We start from the raw sequence: 22,211 nt of genomic DNA on the forward strand, positions 1-22,211 counted from the left end.
TCATTGCCCCAGTTTGCGTGGTTGCCAGTCCTTGATGACCAGCGTGACGTCCAGATCCTGCCCGTGCAGCTTCATGCGTTCAGGCAGCCAGAAACCGTTTTGCTGGGTGTAGCTCAGGTACTCGATCTGCCAGCCATCCTGTTCAAGGCTGGCCAGGCGACTGTCACCGTCAAGCGTCAGGTTGCTTTTGCTGTCCGGCGCAGGCAGACCGCGGACCCACCAGACCAGATGCGACACCGGCAGTCTCCAGCCCAACTGATCCTTGAGCAAAGTTTCCGGGTCCGGCGCGTCGTAGCGGCCCTGATTGGCGACTTCCAGCGACACCGCGCCAGGGCGACCGGTCAACCGGGCAGCACCGCGACCCAGCGGGCCGGACAGACGAATGTCGTAGTAATCCTGACGTTGCAGCCAGAACAGCGTGCCGCTGCCGGAGTCCTTTGGTGCGCGGATGCCGACCTTGCCGTTGATCTGCCAGCCGTCGAGGCTGCTGAGTTGTTCTTTGTTCACACGCCATTGATTGGCGTCGCCCTTGCCTTGCACGGCTTCGCGGGAGGACATGCCGGCACAGCCGGCGAGCAGGGCGATCAGACTGAATACGAGTACGTGGCGCAATTGCATAAATTCAAAGGGTCTCGGCGCCGGTCAGGCGTTTGATAGTGCTGCGCAGGACCGGGCTGTCAGGTTGTTGTTCAAGGGCCTTGGCCCACACTTTGCGGGCTTCACGCTGCTCGCCTTTGGCCCACAGGACTTCGCCCAGGTGCGCGGCGACCTCGTGATCCGGGAAGCGCTCCAGCGCCTGGCGCAGCAGGCGCTCGGCTTCATCCAGATTGCCGAGGCGGTAATTGACCCAGCCGAGGCTGTCGAGAACTGCAGGGTCTTCCGGGTTGAGCTGATGCGCACGCTCGATCAATTCCTTGGCCTCGGCGTAGCGCGTCGTGCGGTCAGAAAGCGTGTAGCCCAGGGCGTTCAATGCCATGGCGTTGTCCGGCTCGCGCTTGAGAATGGCCCGCAGATCGCTCTCCATCTGTTTCAGATCGTTGCGCTTCTCGGCCAGCATCGAGCGGGTGTACAGCAGATTCAGGTCGTCCGGGTACTGCTTGAGCGCCTGACTCAACACTTGCCAGCCGCGATCGCTCTGATTGTTGTTGGCCAGGGTCTCGGCTTCGATCAGGTACAGCTGAATGGCGTAATCAGGCTGGTCGGCACGTGCCTGAGCCAAACGCTTCGACGCTTCAGCGGTGCTGCCGTTGCTCATGAGGATATCGGCCTGCCGCAGCTGCGCAGGCAGGAAGTCACTGCCGGGGCCCACTTGAGCGTATTCGGCCAGCGCGGTTTGAGGGTCATTGCGCTCTTCGTAGATGCGGCCGAGGTTGACGTGGGCCGAGTCGACGTGGCTGCCGCGGGAGACCAGGTCTTCCAGGTAGCCCTGCGCTTCGTCCCATGCCTTGTTTTCCAGGCACACCAGCGCGAGTGAATAGCGCAGCTCGTCGTCGTCCGGGTACTGCTGAACCAGGCTGGAGAACTGCACTTTGGCGTCTTCCATGCGGTTCTGTTCCACCAGCATGCGCGCATAGGTCAGGCGCAGACGTTTGTCGTCCGGGTATTTCTTGATGCTCTTTTCCAGCAGCGGGATCGCTTCCTTGCCGCGGTCCATGCTTTGCAGCAAGCGAGCGCGCAGCAGGATAGGCGCCACTTCGCCTTCACCCGGCGGGTTGTCTTCGAGCAGTTTCAGCGAGGCGGCACTGTCGCCCTCCTGCTGAAGGAGCAGCGCCTTGCCGAAGATCAGCTGGCCGTTTTTCGGGTATTTCGCCAACAGGCGGTCGAAGCTGGTAATCAGCCCCTTGCGCGTCGTGGAGTCGGTTTCCGACGCCGACAACGCGAGGAAATCAAAATGCGTGTCGCCCTGGCCCTGAAGGACCTTCTCCATATAGCGCATGGAATCGTCGTAGCGCCCGGCCCGCGCCAGCTGGATGGCTGCCGCGCGCTGTGCCTCGAGATTGCTCGGGTCGTTTTTCGCCCAGATCATCGACGTGTCGAGGGCGGCCTGATCGGCACCCAGGTACTCGGCGATACGGAAGGCGCGCTCGGAAATCCCCGGATCCTGGGTCTGGATCGCCTGGGTCACGTAGTTGTCCAGCGCGATGTCGAAGCGGTTGCGCTGGCCGGCAAGCTCGGCAGTCAGCAGGCTGACGACGGTTTCCTGAGTGAACGAGCCATACACCTGAGGTTTGGCCTCGGGGGCAGACGGCGCTTCTTTCGCCGGAGCGGAGGGCTCCGTAGAAACGGAGGACGTAGACTGGCAGCCACTCAGAGCGACAAGGGCAAGGAACAGCGCGGAGGATTTATTCATATAGAAGAGGGGCGGCTTACCTGCGGTTTGGAAGCATCATGACACAAGGCCGGGAGCAAACCCACAGCCCGCGCGAAATCTGGATACGCTCAATCTACAGCGTGCGCGCGGACATTTTGTCGCAGCCCGAACGCGGTGATACGCAACCTGTATAGGGACAATAGCGTGCTGCGGACGTTCTGAATGTATTGCGGTGGTTGTCCTCCCTCTATTGAAGTAGGACAATTGCCGGCTTCACGTCACCATCAGCGACCTTGAATGGCCTTTCTTGCTCTGGGTATCAACCATAAGACTGCATCAGTTGATGTCCGCGAGCGCGTGGCATTTACGCCTGAGCAGCTGGTTGAGGCGCTGCAGCAGCTGTGCCGCCTGACCCGAAGCCGGGAAGCGGCCATTCTCTCCACGTGCAATCGCAGCGAACTTTATATTGAACAGGATCAACTGACCGCTGACGTCGTGTTGCGCTGGTTGGCCGATTATCACCACCTGAATGTCGATGAGCTGCGCGCCAGTGCCTATGTGCATGAAGACGACGCGGCGGTGCGACACATGATGCGTGTGGCGTCGGGGCTGGATTCGCTGGTGCTCGGTGAGCCGCAGATCCTTGGTCAGATGAAATCGGCCTATGCCGTTGCCCGGGAGGCTGGCACGGTCGGCCCATTGCTCGGGAGGCTGTTTCAGGCCACCTTCAGCGCGGCCAAGCAGGTGCGTACCGACACGGCCATCGGCGAGAACCCGGTGTCCGTCGCCTTTGCCGCTGTCAGTCTGGCCAAACAGATTTTCAGCGACTTGCAGCGCAGTCAGGCGCTGCTGATCGGGGCAGGGGAGACCATCACTCTGGTTGCCCGCCACCTGCACGAGCTTGGGGTCAAGCGTATCGTTGTTGCCAACCGCACCCTGGAGCGCGCGAATATTCTCGCCGAGCAGTTCGGTGCTCACGCGGTGCTGTTGGCCGACATCCCCGCCGAGCTGGTCAACAGCGACATCGTGATCAGCTCCACGGCCAGCCAGCTGCCGATTCTGGGCAAGGGCGCCGTCGAAAGTGCGCTGAAACTGCGCAAACACAAACCGATCTTCATGGTCGACATCGCCGTGCCGCGCGACATCGAGCCCGAGGTCGGTGAGCTGGAAGACGTCTACCTCTATACCGTGGACGATCTTCACGAAGTCGTCGCTGAAAACCTCAAGAGTCGCCAGGGCGCGGCGCAGGCGGCCGAAGAACTGGTCAGCGTGGGGGTCGACGACTTCATGTCGCGCCTGCGCGAACTGGCGGCGGTCGACGTGCTCAAGGCGTATCGTCAGCAGAGCGAACGCCTGCGCGACGAAGAATTGCACAAGGCCCAGCGCATGCTCGCCAATGGCAGCAACGCCGAAGACGTGTTGATGGCGCTGGCACGTGGCCTGACGAATAAATTGATGCACGCCCCCAGCGTGCAACTCAAAAAGCTGTCCGCTGAAGGCCGCGTCGATGCGCTGGCCATGGCCCAGGAACTCTTTGCCCTCAACGAGGGCTCCACGGATAAATCCCCGCAATGAAAGCTTCACTGCTTAATAAGCTGGATGTGCTCAGCGACCGTTTCGAGGAATTGACCGCGCTGCTTGGCGATGGCGAAGTCATCTCTGATCAGACCAAATTTCGCGCGTATTCCCGTGAGTACGCCGAAGTCGAGCCAGTGATTCAGGTGTACCGGCAACTGCAGAAAGTGCAGACCGACCTCGAAGGCGCGCAGGCGCTGCTCAAGGACAGCGACCCCGACATGCGCGAAATGGCAGTCGAGGAAGTGCGCGATGCCAAGGATCAGTTGCTGGTGCTTGAGGCTGACCTGCAGAAAATGCTGCTGCCCAAAGACCCGAACGATGGCCGCAACGTGTTCCTCGAAATTCGCGCCGGCACCGGCGGCGACGAAGCAGCGATTTTCGCGGGGGACCTGTTCCGCATGTATTCCCGTTATGCCGAGCGACGTGGCTGGCGTGTCGAGATCCTGTCGGAGAACGTGGGCGAGCACGGCGGCTACAAAGAAGTCATTGCGCGGGTCGAAGGCGAGCACGTCTACGGCAAGCTGAAATTCGAGTCGGGTGTGCATCGCGTTCAGCGCGTTCCGGAGACCGAATCCCAAGGGCGCATTCACACCTCTGCGTGTACGGTAGCGGTGTTGCCAGAGCCTGACGAACAGCAGACCATCGAGATCAATCCGTCGGACTTGCGCGTTGACACCTATCGCTCATCCGGCGCCGGTGGTCAGCACGTCAACAAGACCGATTCGGCCATCCGCATTACGCACTTGCCGTCCGGCATTGTGGTGGAGTGTCAGGAAGAACGTTCGCAGCACAAGAACCGTGCGCGGGCCATGTCCTGGCTGTCGGCCAAGCTCAACGACCAGCAGACCGCTGCGGCGGCCAACGCCATCGCCAGCGAGCGTAAATTGCTGGTAGGTTCCGGGGATCGCTCGGAACGCATTCGTACGTACAATTTTCCACAGGGGCGAGTCACGGATCACCGCGTGAACCTGACGCTCTATTCCCTTGATGAAGTTCTGGCCGGCGGAGTCGATGCAGTGATAGAACCGTTACTTGCCGAGTATCAGGCAGATCAACTTGCGGCACTGGGTGATTAAATGACCATCATCGCCAGCTTGTTAAGAAGCGCCGAGTTGCCGGACTCTCCGACAGCGCGTCTGGATGCAGAATTGTTGCTGGCCGCTGCCTTGGGCAAGCCGCGCAGTTTTCTGCACACCTGGCCCGAGCGTATTGTCAGCACCGAAGCGGCGCATGCCTTCGAGGGCTATCTCAAGCGTCGTCGGACCGGCGAACCCGTCGCTTACATTCTGGGCCTGCAAGGGTTCTGGAACATCGACCTGGAAGTCGCGCCCCATACGCTGATCCCGCGGCCCGAAACCGAGATGCTGGTGGAAACCGCGCTGGAGCTTTTGCCCGGTGCGATTCCTCACACGCTGCTCGATCTGGGCACGGGTACCGGCGCCATCGCGCTGTCGCTGGCCAAGGATCGTCCTCAGTGGAGCGTCACGGCGGTGGACCGCGTTGAAGAGGCGGTCGAGCTTGCCGAACGCAATCGCCAGCGCCTGCATCTGGATAACGCGAAGGTCTTGCACAGCCACTGGTTCAGTGCTGTCGAGGGTCAGCGTTTCGACCTGATCCTGAGCAACCCGCCTTACATTGCCTCCGACGACCCCCACCTGGTAGAAGGCGACGTGCGCTTCGAGCCAAGCAGTGCGCTGGTCTCCGGCGCCGATGGCTTGGACGATCTGCGCCTGATTGTGTCGCAAGCGCCCGCGCACCTTGAAGCCGGCGGCTGGCTGTTGCTGGAGCATGGCTACGATCAGGGCGCAGCGGTTCGCGAGTTGCTGCTTGAGCACGGATTCGAAGAGATCAAGACCCGCCGCGATCTGGGCGACCACGAGCGCATTACCTTTGGGCGAGTGCCGTGCTGACGGACGAGGAACTGCTGCGCTATAGCCGGCAGATCCTGCTGCAACAAGTCGACATCGACGGTCAGCTGCGCCTCAAGCAGAGCCGCGTGTTGATCGTCGGCCTCGGCGGACTGGGCTCGCCAGTGGCCCTGTACCTGGCGGCGGCCGGTGTTGGCGAGCTGCATCTCGCGGATTTCGACAGTGTCGATCTCACCAACCTGCAACGCCAGATCATTCACGACACCCAGAGCGTGGGGCTGAGTAAGGTTGATTCAGCCATTACCCGGCTGGCCGCGATCAATCCGCTGATCACGCTGGTGCCCCATCGCGCCGCCCTTGATGTCGACTCCCTGGCCGCAGCCGTTGCCGGGGTCGACCTGGTGCTGGACTGCTCGGACAATTTTTCTACGCGCGAGGCGGTCAATGCTGCCTGCGTCGCCGCGTGCAAGCCATTGGTCAGCGGCGCCGCGATCCGCCTCGAAGCGCAACTCTCGGTGTTCGATCCGCGCCGTCCGGAAAGTCCCTGCTACCACTGCCTGTACGGGCACGGCAGCGAGACCGAACTGACCTGCAGCGAGGCAGGCGTGATCGGCCCGTTGTTAGGGTTGGTCGGCAGTTTGCAGGCCCTTGAGGCCCTCAAGCTGTTGGCCGGCTTTGGCGAACCGATGGTGGGGCGACTGCTGCTGATTGACGCCTTGAGCACGCGATTCCGCGAATTGAAAGTCAAGCGCGACCCAGGCTGCAGCGTATGCGGTACTGGGCTGCGAGCTGCCGCCGAGCATGAGTAGAGACAGCGATGCGCCGGTGGCGGTGTTCGATTCCGGCGTCGGCGGGTTGTCGGTGCTGGCGGAAATACAGCAATTGCTGCCACGGGAATCCTTGCTCTACGTCGCCGACTGCGGCCACATTCCCTACGGCGAGAAAACCCCTGAATTCATTCGCGAACGTTGCGCGATGATTGCCGAGTTCTTCCATAACCAGCGCGCCAAGGCGCTGGTTATCGCCTGCAATACGGCGACGGTGGCCGGCATCGCTGACCTTCGCGTCCGCTATCCTGACTGGCCGCTGGTGGGCATGGAGCCGGCGGTCAAACCCGCCGCCGCGGCGACGCGAACCGGCGTCGTCGGTGTGCTGGCGACCACGGGCACTTTGCAAAGCGCCAAATTCGCCGCATTGCTCGATCGCTTCGCGGCAGATGTGCAAGTCATCACGCAGCCCTGCCCGGGACTGGTTGAGTTGATCGAAACGGGCGACCTGGTCAGCCCGGAGATTCACCAATTGCTCCAAGGCTACGTCGCACCGTTACTCGCAGCAGGTTGCGACACCATCATTCTCGGCTGCACCCATTACCCGTTTCTCAAGCCATTGCTGCGGGAAATGATCCCGGCGTCCATCACGCTGATTGACACCGGCGCCGCTGTAGCCCGGCAGTTGCAGCGCTTATTGAGTGAGCGTGACCTGCTGGCGAGCGGTCATCCTCGGACTGCTCAGTTCTGGACGACCGGCGATCCAGAAGATTTCAGAAACGTCCTACGTGTGCTTTGTAACAAGTCCGACAATGTGCGAAGCTTCGTTTCGTGAAAAAAACGTGAATCGCTTCGGCTGTGGGTGAACTAAAGTTCAGCCGCCGGCTTCTACAGCACTTCTGTCGATATAAAAAATTTCTAACTGCTTTCGAAAATAGGATGTTTCAGATGAAGCGACTGTTTTGTTTGGCTGCGATTGCGGCTGCGTTGTTGGCGCAAAGCGCAATTGCTCAAGCTGATGGGGTCGAGTTTTCCGTAGGACACACTGGCGAGTCCACGATGACTTATCGCCTGGGTGCGCAATTTGATTGGGATCAGAGCTGGTGGCAAACCGGTGTCGGTCGCCTGACCGGTTACTGGAGCGGCGCTTACACGTATTGGGAAGGCGACAAGAGCTCCAGCAACAACAGCCTGTCGTTCTCCCCGGTATTCGTTTATGAGTTTTCGGGTGAGAGCGTCAAGCCTTACATCGAAGCCGGTATCGGCGCCGCTGTATTCCAGCGCACCGAAGTGGAAGGCAACAAGCTGGGCAGCGCGTTTCAGTTTGAAGACCGTCTGGGTTTTGGTCTGCGCTTCGCGGGCGGACATGAAGTTGGCCTGCGCGCCACTCACTACTCCAACGGCGGTATGACCACCAACAATGACGGTATCGAAAGCTACGCGATTCATTACACGATGCCGTTCTAAGCGTTTGATTGCGTTATTGCAGGAGCGGGCTTAACCGCAATTGCAACGTACCTCCCGCTTTTTCCCGGCTAAAGCCGATCCTACTGAAAAATCACCTCGTAGGACCGGCTTTAGTCGGGAATGTGTCAGCCAAAGCAGCTGACCCAGGCAAACATCAAATCCCGTGCTTCCTGCTTGCCGCGACCATCACAGATACGCTGTCGCAATCCCTTCTCGTTCGGCAATGCACTCCGGCGCACCCATCTCGAATTCCCTGCAAATCAGCGGCCGACGGTCGTAGATCGTGCACATCATCGTGTCGCGATCCAGTGCCGCGCACCAGCCATCGTCCAGGCGCAGCATGACTTCGCCGCCCCAGTCATCGGTGTCGATGTAGCGCTCGGGCACGCCGGTGTCGGTGATCAGCATGACCTCCAGCTGACAGCAACAGGCCGCGCACGTGGAGCACGTGATAGCGGGTTCGGCAGGGAGTTGAAGCGAAGGGATCACAGTCATGGGCGGCAGTTTAAATCACCGCGCAGCGGACCGCTAACCGGCGTGACGAATGCTCACCCATTCTCCTGCGTCTCGGCCTGCCGCTGCGGCAGCGACTTGAACGCTTGCAGCGCGCGTTCGCGGCTGGCCTTCAAATCGACGATGGGCGCAGGGTAACCCTCCACGCCGAACAGCCCGCCCAGGGCGGTCGGGTTATGAATGTCGCGCTTGCTCAACTCAGCCAGTTCAGGCACCCACTGCTTGATGAAGCGACCTTCAGGGTCGAATCGCTCCGACTGACTTTGCGGGTTGAAGATCCGGAAGTAAGGCGATGCGTCGGTGCCGGTCGATGAACTCCACTGCCAGCCACCGTTGTTCGAAGCGAGATCGCCGTCGATCAGGTGCTGCATGAAGAAGCGCTCACCTTCACGCCAGTCGATCAGCAGATTCTTGGTCAGGAACATCGCCGAGATCATCCGCAGGCGGTTGTGCATCCAGCCGGTTTCAAGCAACTGGCGCATGGCTGCATCGACAATCGGCAGGCCGGTCCGACCCTGTTGCCAGGCTTCCAGATCCTTGGGCGCATTGCGCCATTTCAGTGCTTCGGTTTCCGGGCGGAAGGCGCGGTGACGGGAGACACGGGGAAAGCCCACCAGCACATGCTTGTAGAACTCACGCCAGAGCAGCTCGGTGATCCAGGTGACTGAACCCGGTTTGCCCGTTTCAAACTCGCCATTGTTGCTGCGCAGCGCCGAATGCAGACACTGGCGGGGCGAAATCACACCGGCCGCCAGGTACGCAGACAGTTGGCTGGTGCCAGGCTTGGCGGGGAAGTCGCGCTCTTGATCGTAGTAATACACTTGCTCGTCGGTAAAGTTTTGCAGGCGGTCACGCGCTTCATTTTCACCGGCAGGCCAGAGCGAGCGCAAAGTCTCCGTCGGCGCAGCGAAACCCTTGACCGTGTCCGGAACAACATCGCTTTTGATGGACAGCTTCTGCTGTGCCTTGGGCAGTGCAACCAGGGCCGGCATCGAGTAGTGCAAGCGGGCGTAACACACCTTGCGAAATTGCGTGAAGACCTTGAAATAACCCCCGCTTTTGGTCAGCACGCTGCCTGGCTGAAAAAACAGCTGGTCGAGGTGACGACGAAACAGAACGCCGGCGCCGTCGAGTGCCGCTTCTACTTCACGATCGCGTTTGGTCTCGTTGATGCCGTACTCGTCATTGACGTGCACGCTTTCGATTCCGTGTTGCTGACACAACTTGAGGATCGCCTCGGGCGCCTGCGCCCACGTGTCGGCATGGACAATCAGCAGCGGAACGCTCAGCGCCGCAAGTGCCTTGCTTAACTCGCGGAGGTTGCGCAGCCAGAAATCGACTTTGCATGGGGCATCGTCATGGCTCAGCCATTGGCCCGGGCTGATCATGTACACGGCCAGAGTCGGGCCCTGCTCCATGGCAGCGCTCAGCGCAGTGTTGTCGTGCACACGCAGATCGCTGCGCAGCCATATCAATTGCATAGTTGTTCCTTAGAGAAGCCCCAGCCGTTGCAAAGTGGCTTGGGCGGTCAAAGGGTCTTCCGCAAGAGAGAGACCGGAGACCTCACCCTCGGCTGCGGATAATTCCGTCGAATGAATGCGCACCGCCGGCCCGACAATCAACTTCGGGCACTCGATGTTGTGCAGCAGGCGAGGCAAATGGCCGACGTTCAGTGATTTGCTGGAGTACAACAACACCGCGCGGGGCTTGAGGTATTCGCAAGCCAGGGCCAGTTCGCCGGCCGGCAACGGCCAGTCGAACACCTCCACCGGGCAATCGGCGCTGCTGAGCAGCCACGCGGTCAGCCACAAATGCGGCTCGAGCGGGAGGTCAGACTGATTGACCAACAGCAAGGGCGCGCCGCTGACCTGGCGATTGTTGTGGTACAGCCGGGCGCCGAATTTGCTGCGCAGCCACGAGTAGAAAAACACCCGCTCCAGCTGCGCGCCGAACTGGCCCTGCCAGCGCTGCTCCAGGGAAGCCAGCAGCGGCAACAGCAGTTGTTCACAAAGCGTGCGCGGCGGGTACAGCGACATCGCGCGGTTGAGCGAATCATCCAGGCGTCGCTCGGCCAGGTCGCCTATGGCTTCCTGAAGGGTCTGGCGAAGAACGTCCCAGTCGTTCTCGACACTTGGCGCTGGCGCCTGCTGATCGTCGATCAACTGCTTGACCTGGCTGACCGACACGCCGCGGTTCAGCCACGTGAGGATGGTCAGCACGCGGTCCACGTGCTCGTTGCTGTACAGCCTATGGCCCTTGGGCGTCCGGTGCGGAACGATGAGGCCATATCGGCGTTCCCACGCGCGCAGGGTCACTGCGTTCACGCCGGTCAGTCGGGCGATTTCGCGAATCGGCAGCCAGCCGTTTTCAAAGGCGCTCGCGGGGTCTTGCGGGTCGCCTTCCGGCGGTTCTTGCTCATTAGGGGTCATGGTCAAATCGCGTTGCGCAAACTGAGGTTTTCCGGATGCGGCTGCAGATACACCTGCAGGGCAATGTACGGATCGGGGTGTCGGCGGAAGTGGTGTTTGAGCAGCGTCAGCGGTACCACCAGCGGCACGATGCCTTGGTGGTATTGATTGATGACGCCCTGGATTTCTTTCTTGTCGGATGCACTGAGTGTCTGGCGCAGATAACCGCACAGATGCTGCAACACGTTGGTATGGGTGCGCCGGGTCGCCGGTTTCTTCAACGCGCTCATCAACTGACTGAAATAGCGCGGGGCAATTTCGGCGGGGTCATTACGGCCCATGGTGCCCAACAGATTGCCCAGTGTCTTGTACTGGACAGGATCGTTGGCCATCAGCTGATATTTATAGCGGGCATGAAACTCGGTGAGCGTACGGCGGGTAATACCGTTTTTCAGCAACGTCTGCCAGGCGGCATAGGCAAACACGCGGGTGATGAAGTTTTCCCGCAGCACCGGGTCGTTCAAACGGCCGTCTTCTTCGACCGGCAGATCAGGATGACGCGCGCAGAACGCCTGGGCGTAAATGCCGCGCCCGCCGGTTTCGAACGGCACGCCGTTGTCGCGGTAAACCTTGACGCGCTCCAGACCACACGACGGCGATTTCTGCATGAAGATGTAGCCGCAGATATCGCTCATCTCGGTGGCCATGTGTTCGCCGTAATCAGCCAGCTGCTCGGTGACGTTCATGGCGTGGTGGACACTGCCGACCGCCTGAGGATGATCCGGGTCACCCACCAAACGGATGGCTTCGCGAGGAATGCCCATACCGATGGCAACTTCGGGACACGCAGGCACGAAATCGAAATATTCGGTGAGGGCTCGGGTCAGAAGGTGTGATTCCTTGTGCCCGCCATTAAACCTGACCTCCACGCCCATCAGGCAGGCGCTGACGCCCAGCTTGGGTTTGGAGGCTTGCTCTGATGAATGATCGAGTACAGCAGACATGACAAACCCTCGATGAACTTCTTATACAGATTCGTTTCTCTGTACAACATTTGCCCATCATAGGTTTGTAGCAGTGCAAGTCAAATAATTTGTACAAGATCGCGGAGTGGAGCGACAAAATGCGGGGATTAGCCGCAATTACAGAGTGGCGTGGTGGTTCGAAGGTGTTTACTTCCAGCCCATTTGCCAGCTCTGATCACTCTGCAGCGTTTGCCAAGTCATCTTCTGGCTGCGCTTGGTCATCACGGCCTGCAGTTCTATCTCCAGCACCGTGCCTTCTTCATCACAGAACAGCTCAGTCACCAGAAAATGCTTTTCACGGTTTTGGGGGGATGCTGCCGTCCATTTAGACAGCAGCAGCTTGCGCGGATTGATTCTATTCATTTGAGGTGTTCCAGCAGACGTCGCGCGGCTTCCTGACCACTCAGCCATGCACCCTCGACTCGGCCGGACAGGCACCAGTCGCCGCAGACGTACAGGCCCAGATCCGCATCGGACAACGCGCCGACTTCGCGCCCGCCGGCAGGTCGTGCGTACAGCCAGCGGTGGGCGAGGGTGAATGCCGGCGCTGGCATCGCGCAATTCATCAGCTCGGCGAACGCGCCGTGCAAGTGATCGATTACGTCCTCCTTGGCCATGTCCACGTGCTGGCGGCTCCAGGCGCTGGTGGCGTGCAGAATCCATGTGTCCATCTGACTGTCGCGCCCGGGCTTGCTGCGATTGCGGGCCAGCCAGTCGATGGCACTGTCTTGCACGAAGCAGCCTTCAAGTGGCGTGTCCAGTGGAGTGTCAAAGGCCAGCGCGACGGCCCAGGTCGGTTCCATTTTCACGCCAGCGACGACGCTCGCCAATTTGGGTGCGTCGGCCAGCAAGGTCGTAGCCTGGGGCGCGGGGATGGCGATCACCACATGACTGAACGGGCCATGGCTTTGGCCGTCGGCGTCCAGCAGATTCCAGTGTTGTTCGCCACGAAAGACTTCGGTGATGCGGCAGGAGAAGGTCACCGGCATCTCGCCGAGCATGGCCCGGGTGATTGCGCTCATGCGCGGCGCGCCGACCCAGCGCACTTGCTCGTCGGGTGACAGGCTGAGTGCTCCGCCGTGATAGTTGTAGAGCAGCGGCTTCCACTCGGCCACATGGCCCTCAGCCTGCCATTGCTGCACGGCGGCGGCGAAGCGGCGGTCGCGGGCGGTGAAGTACTGGGCGCCCATGTCCAATGCGCCGGCATCGCTGCGTTTGCTGGACATCCGGCCGCCACTGCCGCGGCTCTTGTCAAAGAGATGAATGCTATGCCCGGCGGCTTGCAACGCCTGGGCGGCGGAGAGTCCGGCGATGCCGGTACCGATGATTGCGATGGGGACAGTCATAGGGGCCTCGTTACCTTGTCTGCACAGACTACGCCTCAGGCAAAAGCTGTACAATGCCGTTTTTCGGTATAAGTTGTTGCCCTGCATACGCTGGGGGCTGACCTTTCCAGGGGCTCGCTGACAAGTCTGGCGCTTTGCTTGAATCGTTCAACTGCACGATCGGGCGGTCCTAAAGAACAGCGAGGGAGTGGATCGCTCCAAGGTGACCTAGAGTGGAGTGATCACTCTGCGCACGAGCTCATGGCTTGTGCAGAAATAGACTCCGCAATTGCGATGAACGCCACGTAAGGAACTCAGTCATGCACATCTTGCTGACCGGCGGTACAGGCTTGATAGGGCGTCGTTTGTGTAAACACTGGCTCGCTCAGGGCCATCAACTGACGGTCTTGAGCCGCAAACCCGATGAAGTGGCGCGGCTGTGCGGCGCCAATGTTCGCGGGATTGCACACTTCGATGACGTAGGCAGCCAGCACGTCGATGCGGTGGTCAATCTGGCCGGCGCGCCCATCGCCGACCGCCCCTGGACGCGCAAACGCAAAATACTGCTGTGGGACAGCCGCATCACCCTGACCGAGCAATTACTCACCTGGCTTGAGCGCCGCGAGCAAAAACCCGGCGTTTTGATTTCCGGCTCCGCCGTCGGTTGGTATGGCGATGGCGGTGAGCGGGAACTCGATGAAACCGCGCAACCGGTCAGTGAAGATTTCGCCAGCCGCCTGTGCATTGCCTGGGAAGAGACCGCGCAACGTGCTGAAGCGCTGGGCATCCGAGTGGTACTGGTGCGCACCGGTCTGGTGCTGGCCGATGAAGGCGGCATGCTGCAACGTCTGTTGCCGCCGTTCAAGATGGGCATGGGCGGGCCCATTGGCAACGGACGACAATGGATGCCGTGGGTTCATATCGAGGATCAAATCGCCCTGATTGATTTTCTGATGAACCGGGACGATGCACGAGGTCCTTATAATGCCTGCGCGCCAGCACCGGCTCGCAACCGGGATTTCGCCAAGACCCTTGCGTCCGTGCTGCACCGCCCGTCGTTCATGCCAATGCCGGCCGTCGCGCTTAGGTTGTTGCTGGGCGAGTTGTCGATCTTGCTGTTGGGCGGTCAACGCGCCCGGCCGGACCGTCTCCAAGAGGCGGGTTTCACTTTCCGATTCACTGATCTGCGCGCGGCCCTGGAAAACCTTCTGGGCCGCCACTGACATCAAGGTGTTGCATGACCGATCACGCTTTATTGCTGGTTAACCTGGGTTCACCGGCGTCCACGTCGGTTGCCGACGTGCGCCGTTACCTCAATCAGTTTCTGATGGACCCTTACGTTATTGACGTGCCGTGGCCAGTGCGTCGCCTGATCGTCTCGCTGATTCTGATCAAGCGCCCGGAGCAGTCGGCCCATGCCTATGCCTCGATCTGGTGGGATGAGGGTTCGCCGCTGGTGGTGCTGAGCAAGCGACTTCAGCAGGCCATGGTCAATGAGTGGAAACACGGTCCGGTGGAGCTGGCGATGCGTTACGGCGAGCCTTCGATTGAAACCGTGCTCACGCGCCTGGCCGCCCAAGGCATCAAAAAGGTCACCCTGGCGCCGCTGTATCCGCAGTTCGCCGACAGCACCGTGACCACGGTGATTGAAGAAGCGAAACGCGTTGTCAGTGCCAAGAAGCTGAATTTCGACTTCTCGCTGCTGAAGCCGTTCTTCAATCAGCAGGAATACCTCGACGCCTTGGTGGCGAGCGTGCGGCCGCATTTGCAGCAGGATTACGATCACCTGTTGCTGAGTTTCCACGGCCTGCCCGAGCGGCATATCACCAAGCTCGACCCGACGGGCAATCACTGTTTCAAAAGCGGCAACTGCTGTGAAACGGCGTCGCCTGAGGTGCTCGCTGTCTGCTACCGCGCCCAATGCATGCGCTCATCGGCTGAGTTCGCCAAGCTGATGGGGATTCCTGACGGCAAATGGTCGGTGTCCTTCCAGTCACGTCTGGGTCGGGCCAAGTGGATCGAACCCTACACCGAGCCGCATCTGGCCGAGCTGGCGGCTCAAGGCGTGAAGAAACTGCTGGTCATGTGCCCTGCGTTTGTCGCGGACTGCATTGAAACGCTGGAAGAAATCGGCGACCGCGGGGCCGAGCAGTTCAGGGAAGCGGGGGGTGAGGAGCTGGTGCTGATTCCGTGCCTGAACGACGACCCGAACTGGGCGAAGGCCCTGAATACATTGTGCGAAAAGGCTCCGGCGATGGTTGTGTAACAACGCAAGCCCAGGTGTTGGCAAGGTCCACTGTAGGAGCGCGCTTGCCCGCGAAGGCGTGTGTTCAGTCGCCATCGATGTGACGCGACAGCCGCATTCGCCAGCAAGCCGGCTCCTACAGATTCTCAGCAAAAAAAGGGGGCATCACGTGAGTGATGCCCCCTTTTCATAGCGCTTCCGAACTACGGCAACTGATCATCCAGGTGCTTGTTCTTCCACGCGTCATTCCCCGGCAGGATCAGGTTCAGCACGATGGCGGTCACGGCGCAGAGCGCGATGCCTTTCATGCCGAAATCATCGGGGCCGTTGCCGGTGCCGATCAGCACGCCGCCAATGCCGAACACCAGCGTGACGGACACGATCACCAGATTGCGCGCTTCGGCCAGATCAACCTTGTGGCGGATCAGCGTGTTCATACCCACCGCCGCGATCGAGCCGAACAGCAGGCACAGAATCCCGCCCATGACCGGCACCGGAATGCTCTGCAGCAACGCGCCGAACTTGCCGATGAAGGCCAGGGTAATGGCGAAAATGGCCGCCCAGGTCATGATCTTCGGGTTGTAGTTTTTAGTCAGCATCACCGCGCCGGTCACTTCGGCGTAGGTGGTGTTGGGCGGGCCACCGAATGCGCCGGCCACGGTTGTCGCGATGCCGTCACCCAGCAAGGTGCGATGCAGGCCGGGCTTCTTCAGGTAATCGCGGCCGGTCACACTGCCCACCGCAATCACGCCACCGATGTGCTCGATGGCCGGGGCCAGCGCCACCGGCACGATGAACAGGATCGCCTGCCAGTTGAATTCCGGCGCCGTGAAGTGCGGCAACGCCAGCCAGGGCGCGGCGGCAATTTTCGCCACATCGACCACGCCGAAATAGAACGACAGCGCAAAGCCTACCAGCACGCCCGAGATGATCGGTACCAGGCGGAAGATGCCTTTGCCGAACACCGCAACAATCAACGTCGTCAGCAGTGCGGCCATCGAAATCACAATGGCGGTGTTGTACGGGATCAGCTCTGCGGCGCCATCACCTGTCCGACCCATCGCCATGTTGGCGGCAATGGGGGCCATCGCCAGACCGATGGAAATGATCACCGGGCCAATCACCACCGGCGGCAGCAGGCGGTCGATAAAACCGGTGCCTTTGATCTTCACGGCCAGGCCCAGGAAGGTGTAGACGAAGCCCGCTGCCATGACGCCGCCCATGGTCGCCGCGAGGCCGAACTGGCCCTTGGCGAGAATGATCGGGGTAATGAACGCAAAGCTCGACGCAAGGAAAACCGGCACCTGACGGCCCGTCACCACCTGGAAGCACAGGGTGCCCAGGCCTGCCGTGAACAGCGCAACGTTAGGGTCAAGGCCCGTGATCAGCGGCATCAATACCAGCGCGCCGAATGCCACGAACAGCATCTGCGCGCCCGACAATATGGTGCGCCAGAGTGGATCGTTGAACTCATCCGGCTTCATCAGGCGTCCTTCTGCTTGGTGCCGAAAATCTTGTCACCGGCATCGCCCAGGCCCGGAATGATGTAGCCGTGTTCATTCAGCTGCTGATCGATAGACGCGGTATAGATGTTGACGTCCGGGTGGGCCTTCTCGACGGTCGCGATGCCTTCCGGCGCGGCCACCAGGACCATCGCACGAATGTCGCGGCAACCGGCTTTTTTCAGCAGGTCGATGGTGGCGACCATGGAGGCGCCGGTGGCGAGCATCGGGTCGATGATCAGCGCCAGACGCTGGTCGATCTCCGGCGCGAGTTTTTCCAGGTACGTGTGGGCTTCGAGGGTTTCTTCATTGCGTGCGACGCCCACGGCACTGACCTTGGCGCCCGGGATCAGGCTGAGCACGCCTTCAAGCATGCCGATGCCGGCCCGCAGGATCGGCACCACCGTGATCTTCTTGCCAGCGATCTTCTCGACCTGAACCGTGCCGGCCCAGCCCTGAATCTCGTAGGTTTCGAGTGGCAGATCCTTGGTCGCTTCATACGTCAGCAGCGCGCCGACTTCCTGAGCCAGTTCACGAAAATTCTTGGTGCTGATATCGGCACGGCGCATCAGGCCGAGCTTGTGGCGGATCAGCGGATGGCGGATCTCACGAATGGGCATAGGGAAAGGCTCCAGCGGGCGGGCAAAAAAAACGGCTTAGATTAATCTATTCAGCTGTAACTTGTCCTGACGGTTAGGTTCGGGCGTCGACATTTCTGGAACGGCAGTGCAACGTTAGTCCAGAAACACTTGCCCTGATGTCGGCGGATGCGTACCTTTGCCCGCTTTTCCTTACACAGCCCCCTTGGAGAGCGTCATGTCCGCTGATCTCGAGCATATCCGTCAAGTCATGCGCGAGGCTGACTGCCTTTACAACGAGGCCGAAGTCGAGGCCTCCATCGCCCGTGTCGGCGAGCAAATCAATGGCGTGCTGGCCGACCGTAACCCGGTGGTATTTTGCGTAATGAACGGCGGCCTGATCTTCGCCGGCAAGCTGCTCACACATCTGAATTTCCCGCTGGAGGCGTCCTACCTGCACGCCACCCGCTATCGCAACGAAACCAGCGGCGGCGACTTGTTCTGGAAAGCCAAGCCTGAAGTCTCGTTCATCGATCGTGATGTGCTGATCATCGACGACATCCTCGACGAAGGTCACACCCTCGGCGCGATCATCGACTTCTGCAAACACGCCGGCGCGCGCGCTGTTCACACCGCCGTGCTGATCGACAAGGACCACGACCGCAAAGCGCGTCCTGACCTGAAAGCCGATTTCGTCGGCCTGCCTTGCATTGACCGCTACATCTTCGGTTACGGCATGGACTACAAAGGCTACTGGCGCAACGCTGCGGGCATTTACGCCGTGAAGGGCATGTAACGACCCCCCAAACCGATCTACAGCTTCTGTGTCTGCCGAAGATCCTGGTGATTACCGGAGAGCTGTTGTAGGAGCGTGGCTTGTCCCGCGATCGGCGACGCAGTCGTCGTGAAGGCTGTGGCGCATTTGCTGATGCCATCAATCGTCTGGTCTGCTGCCGGTTCCCGGCAGATCGCGGGACAAGCCACGCTCCTACAGGTGTCCGGGTCAATGCGCGGCACATGCTAGAGTGCCCCCCACTTTTTCGGGAGGCGCCCATGCCGTTATCGTTTCGAAGTACCGCTGCGTTGATGCTGCTGTTAACGCTGCCACTCCCCGCGCTCTCCGAACCCATGCACGCGCAATACCTGCCGCCGGACGAGTTGTCCGTGCGTGAAGGCGAACCCGAGCAGCAGCAATTGTTGCAGATCACCGAGTATTCAGTGGTGGTCGGTAGCCAGCGGCAATCGAATCAGCAGCCAATCCCGGTCACCTCGCCGCTGATCCTGCGCCTCAAAGGCAAGCCCATGAACAAGGGCGCGACCATCACCGAGGTGTTGATCCACTTTGACGGCGAGAGCAAAAGCCTGAAGAAACCGACGTACGACGAGCCTTCGCGCACGCTGACGCTGTATTACCCGGCGACCCAATACCGCGTGCTTGTGGATTTGCTGCGCAACGAAAAGGTCTACTGCCAGTTCCTCAGCTACGCCAACGGTCACGTCTGGGCTGACCTGCATACAGGCACCGTACGCGCGCGTTGAGCCAGCGACCGGGCGGGGGGTAAACTGCCCGCCCGAGAAATGTCCCGCAAGTCAGTTGGAGTCAGCAATGCGTAAAGATAAGAAGCAGGTGATTGGCGATGAAATCGGCGACGCCCAGATCAAGCTGTTCCTGGATTTCGAGCCGGTCGACGCCACGTCGCCGTCGCTGCACAAGCTGATCAAGGCTTACCGTGGCCTGCGCATCGATGACTTCGGCCGGTTTCTGACATTCTTCAAGGAAGCCGGTTACGACCTCGACGGCAAAGACGAGCACGGCAATGACTTCGTTACGCTGATCAAGGATCAACGCAACGCTGAGGAATACATCGAACTGATCGAGAAAGCGAAAGGCTGAATCGAATAATTCCCGGGCGCCATCCTTCGGCGTCCGTTGCTCCCCTTTCACAAGAGCAGGTTCCTGCTCCCGCGCTGTCACTACACAATCGAAAGACCCTTCCTACCGCATCCCTCGGCGTTTGCGACTACCGAAAGCGACGTGCTGAATCATACTCAGCCTTGTGACAACGCTCACAGGAACGCGTGCAGGACGCTCGCATTAATGATTGGAAAGGGAATTCACGAAATGCAAACCATAGGAAATTACGTCCTTCGCAGCCTCGCCGTTATCACGATGATGGTCGCGTCAGTCACCGTTCAGGCGGCTTACCCCAAAAACATCCAGCTCAACATCGAAATGTGGAATCAGTCTGGCATCGACCTCGCGCTGGTATCGGCCAGTTGGGCGCCGGCCAATGCGGACTACACCGGCTACGGCTTTGCGGCTGATGCACCCACCGCGTCTGTGTCCATTCCGTTGAAGAATCCGCGCAATGATTCTGCAAGTTTCCGCGTGAGCGGCGAAGGCAAAGTCTGCGAGTTCACAGCGGCCCACTCAGTGACGTTCAGTTGGGTCTCGATCACGCCGGCACCGGAGAAATCCGCAACGGGCAGATCGATCGGGAAAGTGCCTGCAGAATGCATCGCATCGGTGACCAAGGGCACCAACTCGATGCAGGCGTACTCCGTCAGGTTCGTGATGAAGTGAGGTTGACGCTGCAAACCCGCTTTGCGGCTTATGCAGGTCCCTATTAATGCAAAAAAACAAAACCCCGCCTGATGTGGCGGGGTTTTGTTTTGCAGCTTGCCTGGAGCAGGCCAGCTGTCAGGCAAATGTCGCCGCTTCGCTGTTCTGCACCAGATCCAGACTGGCATCGCTCTGAGCACTGACGCGCTGATAGAGCTGCGCATCGGTTTCCAGTGCCTTCTCGCGAGCCGGGAAGATCTCGTTCAGTTTGGCGGCCCACTCGGTGCGAGCCTTGTCCGGGAAGCAACGCTCAATCAGATCGAGCATGATCGAAACGGTTACCGACGCGCCCGGCGAGGCGCCCAGCAGTGCTGCGAGGGAACCGTCCCTGGCCGACACCAGCTCGGTACCGAACTGCAAGACGCCACCTTTTTTCGGGTCTTTCTTGATGATCTGTACGCGCTGACCGGCCACTTCCAGACGCCAGTCTTCGGCTTTGGCTTCCGGGTAGAAACGGCGCAGTGCATCGAGCCGCTGTTCCATCGACTGCCGCACTTCGCTGATCAGGTACTTGGTCAGGTCCATGTTGTCGCGGGCCACCGCCAGCATCGGCGCGATGTTGGCCGCGCGGATCGACAGCGGCAGGTCAAGCAACGAACCGTGCTTGAGGAACTTGGTGGTGAAGCCGGCGTAAGGGCCGAACAGCAGGGACTTCTTGCCGTCGACAACGCGGGTGTCCAGATGCGGCACCGACATCGGCGGCGAACCTACCGCTGCCTGGCTGTATACCTTGGCCTGATGGCGCTTGACCACTTCAGGGTTGTCGCAACGCAGCCACTGGCCGCTCACCGGGAAGCCGCCGAAACCCTTGCCCTCTTCGATGCCGGACATCTGCAGCAACGGCAGTGCTGCGCCGCCCGCGCCCAGAAATACAAATCTGGCGTCGATCTCGCGCGTATCGCCGCTGTTCACGTCCTTGATGGTAACGGTCCAGCCGTCGCCCTTGCGGCTCAGGTCGGTGACGCGCTTGCAGTATTTGACCTGCGCATCGGGCGCGCTGGCCAAGTGCTTGAGCAGCATGTTGGTCAGGTTGCCGAAGTTGACGTCGGTGCCGTGCATGACCCGGGTCGCCGCGATGGGCTCATCGGCAGGACGGCCGGGCATCATCAACGGCATCCATTCGGCCAGTTTGCTTTTGTCTTCGGTGTATTCCATCGAGGAGAAGGCGTGGTGCGTACGGAGCGCTTCGTAGCGTTTTTTCAGGTACGTCATGCCTTTCTCGCTCTGAACGAAACTCAGGTGCGGAACCGGCGTGATGAACGAGCGCGAAGAGCCGAACGTGCCTTTGCGCGCCAGGTAGGCCCAGAACTGCTTGGAGACCTCGAACTGGGAGTTGATGTGAATCGCTTTCTTGGTGTCGATCGAGCCATCGGCCGCTTCCGGCGTGTAGTTCAACTCGCACAGCCCGGCGTGGCCGGTGCCTGCGTTGTTCCAGGGGTTGGAGCTCTCTGCTGCACCGGAATCCATCAGCTCGACGACTTCAATCCTGAGGTTCGGGTCCAGCTCTTTGAGCAGCACGGCGAGGGTGGCACTCATGATGCCTGCCCCGACCAGCACTACGTCGACTGCTTCGTTATGCGCCATTAACGCGTCTCCAAAATCTGCAGCACCAAATTGACGGCATGCGTTCCCGTGGTCAGTCGCCAGGTTCGGGCGGCGCGATGTTCGCGCAGTGCCTCGTTCAACCTGGCCGGGATCGCCATGTCCGATTCTTCGCAATTTTTTGCATCTTCAGCGGACGCTACCGAACGAGCCTGGTTGATGCTTTTATAAGGCAAGCATGAACGCATTTTCTGGCCCGTGCAGCCATTCGACTATCGTCAAGGCGTCCGGTTGTGCAACCAAATCCGTAGTGGACAGGCTTCAGGCTCTTTTGACGGAGACTGCGTTGCGGTCGGTCCTTTGCAAGGGGGCTGGGTCAGACGCTAACGGTGCATTTACAAACGCGAAACTATTCATTTGCTTGCCACACTCTTGTGAAGTTGTGAAAACCCGTTTTTT

Annotated in this window: 23 protein-coding genes; 12 read left to right on the forward strand and 11 right to left on the reverse strand. The window is 60.2% G+C overall.

All coding sequences use genetic code 11. The features are described from left to right. Positions 1 to 618, reverse strand: a complete 618-nt coding sequence (gene lolB, locus EC919_RS05160; protein ID WP_133771872.1) for a lipoprotein insertase outer membrane protein LolB — start codon at positions 616 to 618, stop codon at positions 1 to 3. Positions 619 to 622: 4 nt separating this feature from the next. Next, positions 623 to 2,350, reverse strand: coding sequence for a tetratricopeptide repeat protein (locus tag EC919_RS05165; RefSeq protein ID WP_133771874.1), 1,728 nt, complete (start codon positions 2,348 to 2,350; stop codon positions 623 to 625). Between the two features lie 258 nt (positions 2,351 to 2,608). Between EC919_RS05165 and hemA the strand changes: the two genes are divergently transcribed. The 6 genes from hemA to EC919_RS05195 all read left to right on the forward strand — a co-directional run bounded on the left by hemA (position 2,609) and on the right by EC919_RS05195 (position 7,991). Next, a complete protein-coding gene (gene hemA / locus EC919_RS05170; protein WP_133771876.1) occupies positions 2,609 to 3,886 on the forward strand; it encodes a glutamyl-tRNA reductase in 1,278 nt (425 codons plus the stop codon). Continuing rightward, positions 3,883 to 4,965, forward strand: coding sequence for a peptide chain release factor 1 (gene prfA, locus EC919_RS05175; RefSeq protein WP_133771878.1), 1,083 nt, complete (start codon positions 3,883 to 3,885; stop codon positions 4,963 to 4,965). Before hemA ends, prfA begins: the two co-directional genes overlap by 4 nt. Continuing rightward, positions 4,966 to 5,799 (forward strand): peptide chain release factor N(5)-glutamine methyltransferase, encoded by an 834-nt coding sequence (prmC, locus tag EC919_RS05180; RefSeq protein ID WP_133771880.1) that lies wholly within the window; start codon positions 4,966 to 4,968, stop codon positions 5,797 to 5,799. After that, complete coding sequence (locus EC919_RS05185) at positions 5,793 to 6,566, forward strand: molybdopterin-synthase adenylyltransferase MoeB (protein ID WP_133771882.1); 774 nt, start codon at positions 5,793 to 5,795, stop codon at positions 6,564 to 6,566. Before prmC ends, EC919_RS05185 begins: the two co-directional genes overlap by 7 nt. Then, positions 6,559 to 7,359: a glutamate racemase gene (gene murI / locus EC919_RS05190; protein ID WP_133771884.1), complete on the forward strand. Its 801-nt coding sequence runs from the start codon at positions 6,559 to 6,561 to the stop codon at positions 7,357 to 7,359. The genes EC919_RS05185 and murI overlap by 8 nt, the downstream gene beginning before the upstream one ends. Positions 7,360 to 7,472: 113 nt before the next feature. After that, a complete protein-coding gene (locus EC919_RS05195) occupies positions 7,473 to 7,991 on the forward strand; it encodes an acyloxyacyl hydrolase (protein WP_133771886.1) in 519 nt (172 codons plus the stop codon). 186 nt (positions 7,992 to 8,177) lie between these two features. Here the strand turns inward: EC919_RS05195 and EC919_RS05200 are convergent, their stop codons facing one another. From EC919_RS05200 to EC919_RS05225, 6 genes are all read right to left on the reverse strand, one after another. Next, entirely contained in the window at positions 8,178 to 8,486 is a 309-nt protein-coding gene (locus tag EC919_RS05200) for a YkgJ family cysteine cluster protein (RefSeq protein WP_133771888.1), read from the reverse strand. A 53-nt stretch (positions 8,487 to 8,539) separates the two neighbouring features. Next, positions 8,540 to 9,985: a deoxyribodipyrimidine photo-lyase gene (phrB, locus tag EC919_RS05205; protein WP_133771890.1), complete on the reverse strand. Its 1,446-nt coding sequence runs from the start codon at positions 9,983 to 9,985 to the stop codon at positions 8,540 to 8,542. A 9-nt stretch (positions 9,986 to 9,994) separates the two neighbouring features. Then, positions 9,995 to 10,933, reverse strand: a complete 939-nt coding sequence (locus EC919_RS05210; protein WP_133771892.1) for a MerR family transcriptional regulator — start codon at positions 10,931 to 10,933, stop codon at positions 9,995 to 9,997. Positions 10,934 to 10,935: 2 nt separating this feature from the next. Next, entirely contained in the window at positions 10,936 to 11,916 is a 981-nt protein-coding gene (locus EC919_RS05215; RefSeq protein WP_133771894.1) for a 2-thiouracil desulfurase family protein, read from the reverse strand. A 168-nt stretch (positions 11,917 to 12,084) separates the two neighbouring features. Beyond that, on the reverse strand, positions 12,085 to 12,300 hold the full coding sequence (locus EC919_RS05220; RefSeq protein WP_133771896.1) for a TIGR02450 family Trp-rich protein: 216 nt from the start codon (positions 12,298 to 12,300) through the stop codon (positions 12,085 to 12,087). After that, the gene (locus tag EC919_RS05225) at positions 12,297 to 13,283 is read right to left on the reverse strand and encodes an NAD(P)/FAD-dependent oxidoreductase (RefSeq protein WP_133771898.1); all 987 of its coding nucleotides are present in this window, start codon (positions 13,281 to 13,283) and stop codon (positions 12,297 to 12,299) included. The genes EC919_RS05220 and EC919_RS05225 overlap by 4 nt, the downstream gene beginning before the upstream one ends. A gap of 299 nt (positions 13,284 to 13,582) precedes the next feature. Between EC919_RS05225 and EC919_RS05230 the strand changes: the two genes are divergently transcribed. Both EC919_RS05230 and hemH read left to right on the forward strand, forming a co-directional pair. Beyond that, positions 13,583 to 14,485: a TIGR01777 family oxidoreductase gene (locus EC919_RS05230; RefSeq protein WP_133771900.1), complete on the forward strand. Its 903-nt coding sequence runs from the start codon at positions 13,583 to 13,585 to the stop codon at positions 14,483 to 14,485. Between the two features lie 14 nt (positions 14,486 to 14,499). Continuing rightward, complete coding sequence (gene hemH, locus EC919_RS05235; RefSeq protein WP_133771902.1) at positions 14,500 to 15,528, forward strand: ferrochelatase; 1,029 nt, start codon at positions 14,500 to 14,502, stop codon at positions 15,526 to 15,528. A 182-nt stretch (positions 15,529 to 15,710) separates the two neighbouring features. On the opposite strand, the gene EC919_RS05240 is transcribed toward hemH, so the two are convergent. Both EC919_RS05240 and upp read right to left on the reverse strand, forming a co-directional pair. Further along, positions 15,711 to 16,991, reverse strand: a complete 1,281-nt coding sequence (locus tag EC919_RS05240) for a uracil-xanthine permease family protein (protein WP_133771904.1) — start codon at positions 16,989 to 16,991, stop codon at positions 15,711 to 15,713. Then, positions 16,991 to 17,629: a uracil phosphoribosyltransferase gene (gene upp / locus EC919_RS05245; protein WP_133771905.1), complete on the reverse strand. Its 639-nt coding sequence runs from the start codon at positions 17,627 to 17,629 to the stop codon at positions 16,991 to 16,993. Before upp ends, EC919_RS05240 begins: the two co-directional genes overlap by 1 nt. 196 nt (positions 17,630 to 17,825) lie before the next feature. Here upp and EC919_RS05250 point away from each other — a divergent pair, with 196 nt between their 5' ends. The 4 genes from EC919_RS05250 (at position 17,826) to EC919_RS05265 (ending at position 20,171) form a co-directional block, all read left to right on the forward strand. Next, positions 17,826 to 18,383 (forward strand): hypoxanthine-guanine phosphoribosyltransferase, encoded by a 558-nt coding sequence (locus EC919_RS05250; protein WP_037018287.1) that lies wholly within the window; start codon positions 17,826 to 17,828, stop codon positions 18,381 to 18,383. Positions 18,384 to 18,640: 257 nt separating this feature from the next. Next, complete coding sequence (locus tag EC919_RS05255; protein WP_133771907.1) at positions 18,641 to 19,126, forward strand: hypothetical protein; 486 nt, start codon at positions 18,641 to 18,643, stop codon at positions 19,124 to 19,126. Positions 19,127 to 19,193: 67 nt separating this feature from the next. Next, the gene (locus tag EC919_RS05260; protein WP_133771909.1) at positions 19,194 to 19,481 is read left to right on the forward strand and encodes a PA4642 family protein; all 288 of its coding nucleotides are present in this window, start codon (positions 19,194 to 19,196) and stop codon (positions 19,479 to 19,481) included. Positions 19,482 to 19,709: 228 nt separating this feature from the next. Continuing rightward, on the forward strand, positions 19,710 to 20,171 hold the full coding sequence (locus tag EC919_RS05265; RefSeq protein ID WP_133771911.1) for a hypothetical protein: 462 nt from the start codon (positions 19,710 to 19,712) through the stop codon (positions 20,169 to 20,171). A 117-nt stretch (positions 20,172 to 20,288) separates the two neighbouring features. Here the strand turns inward: EC919_RS05265 and mqo are convergent, their stop codons facing one another. Then, positions 20,289 to 21,794 (reverse strand): malate dehydrogenase (quinone), encoded by a 1,506-nt coding sequence (gene mqo / locus EC919_RS05270; protein ID WP_133771913.1) that lies wholly within the window; start codon positions 21,792 to 21,794, stop codon positions 20,289 to 20,291. Positions 21,795 to 22,211 lie beyond the last annotated feature (417 nt).

It is taken from the genome of Pseudomonas graminis, from assembly GCF_004364335.1.
Classification (GTDB): domain Bacteria; phylum Pseudomonadota; class Gammaproteobacteria; order Pseudomonadales; family Pseudomonadaceae; genus Aquipseudomonas; species Aquipseudomonas graminis_D.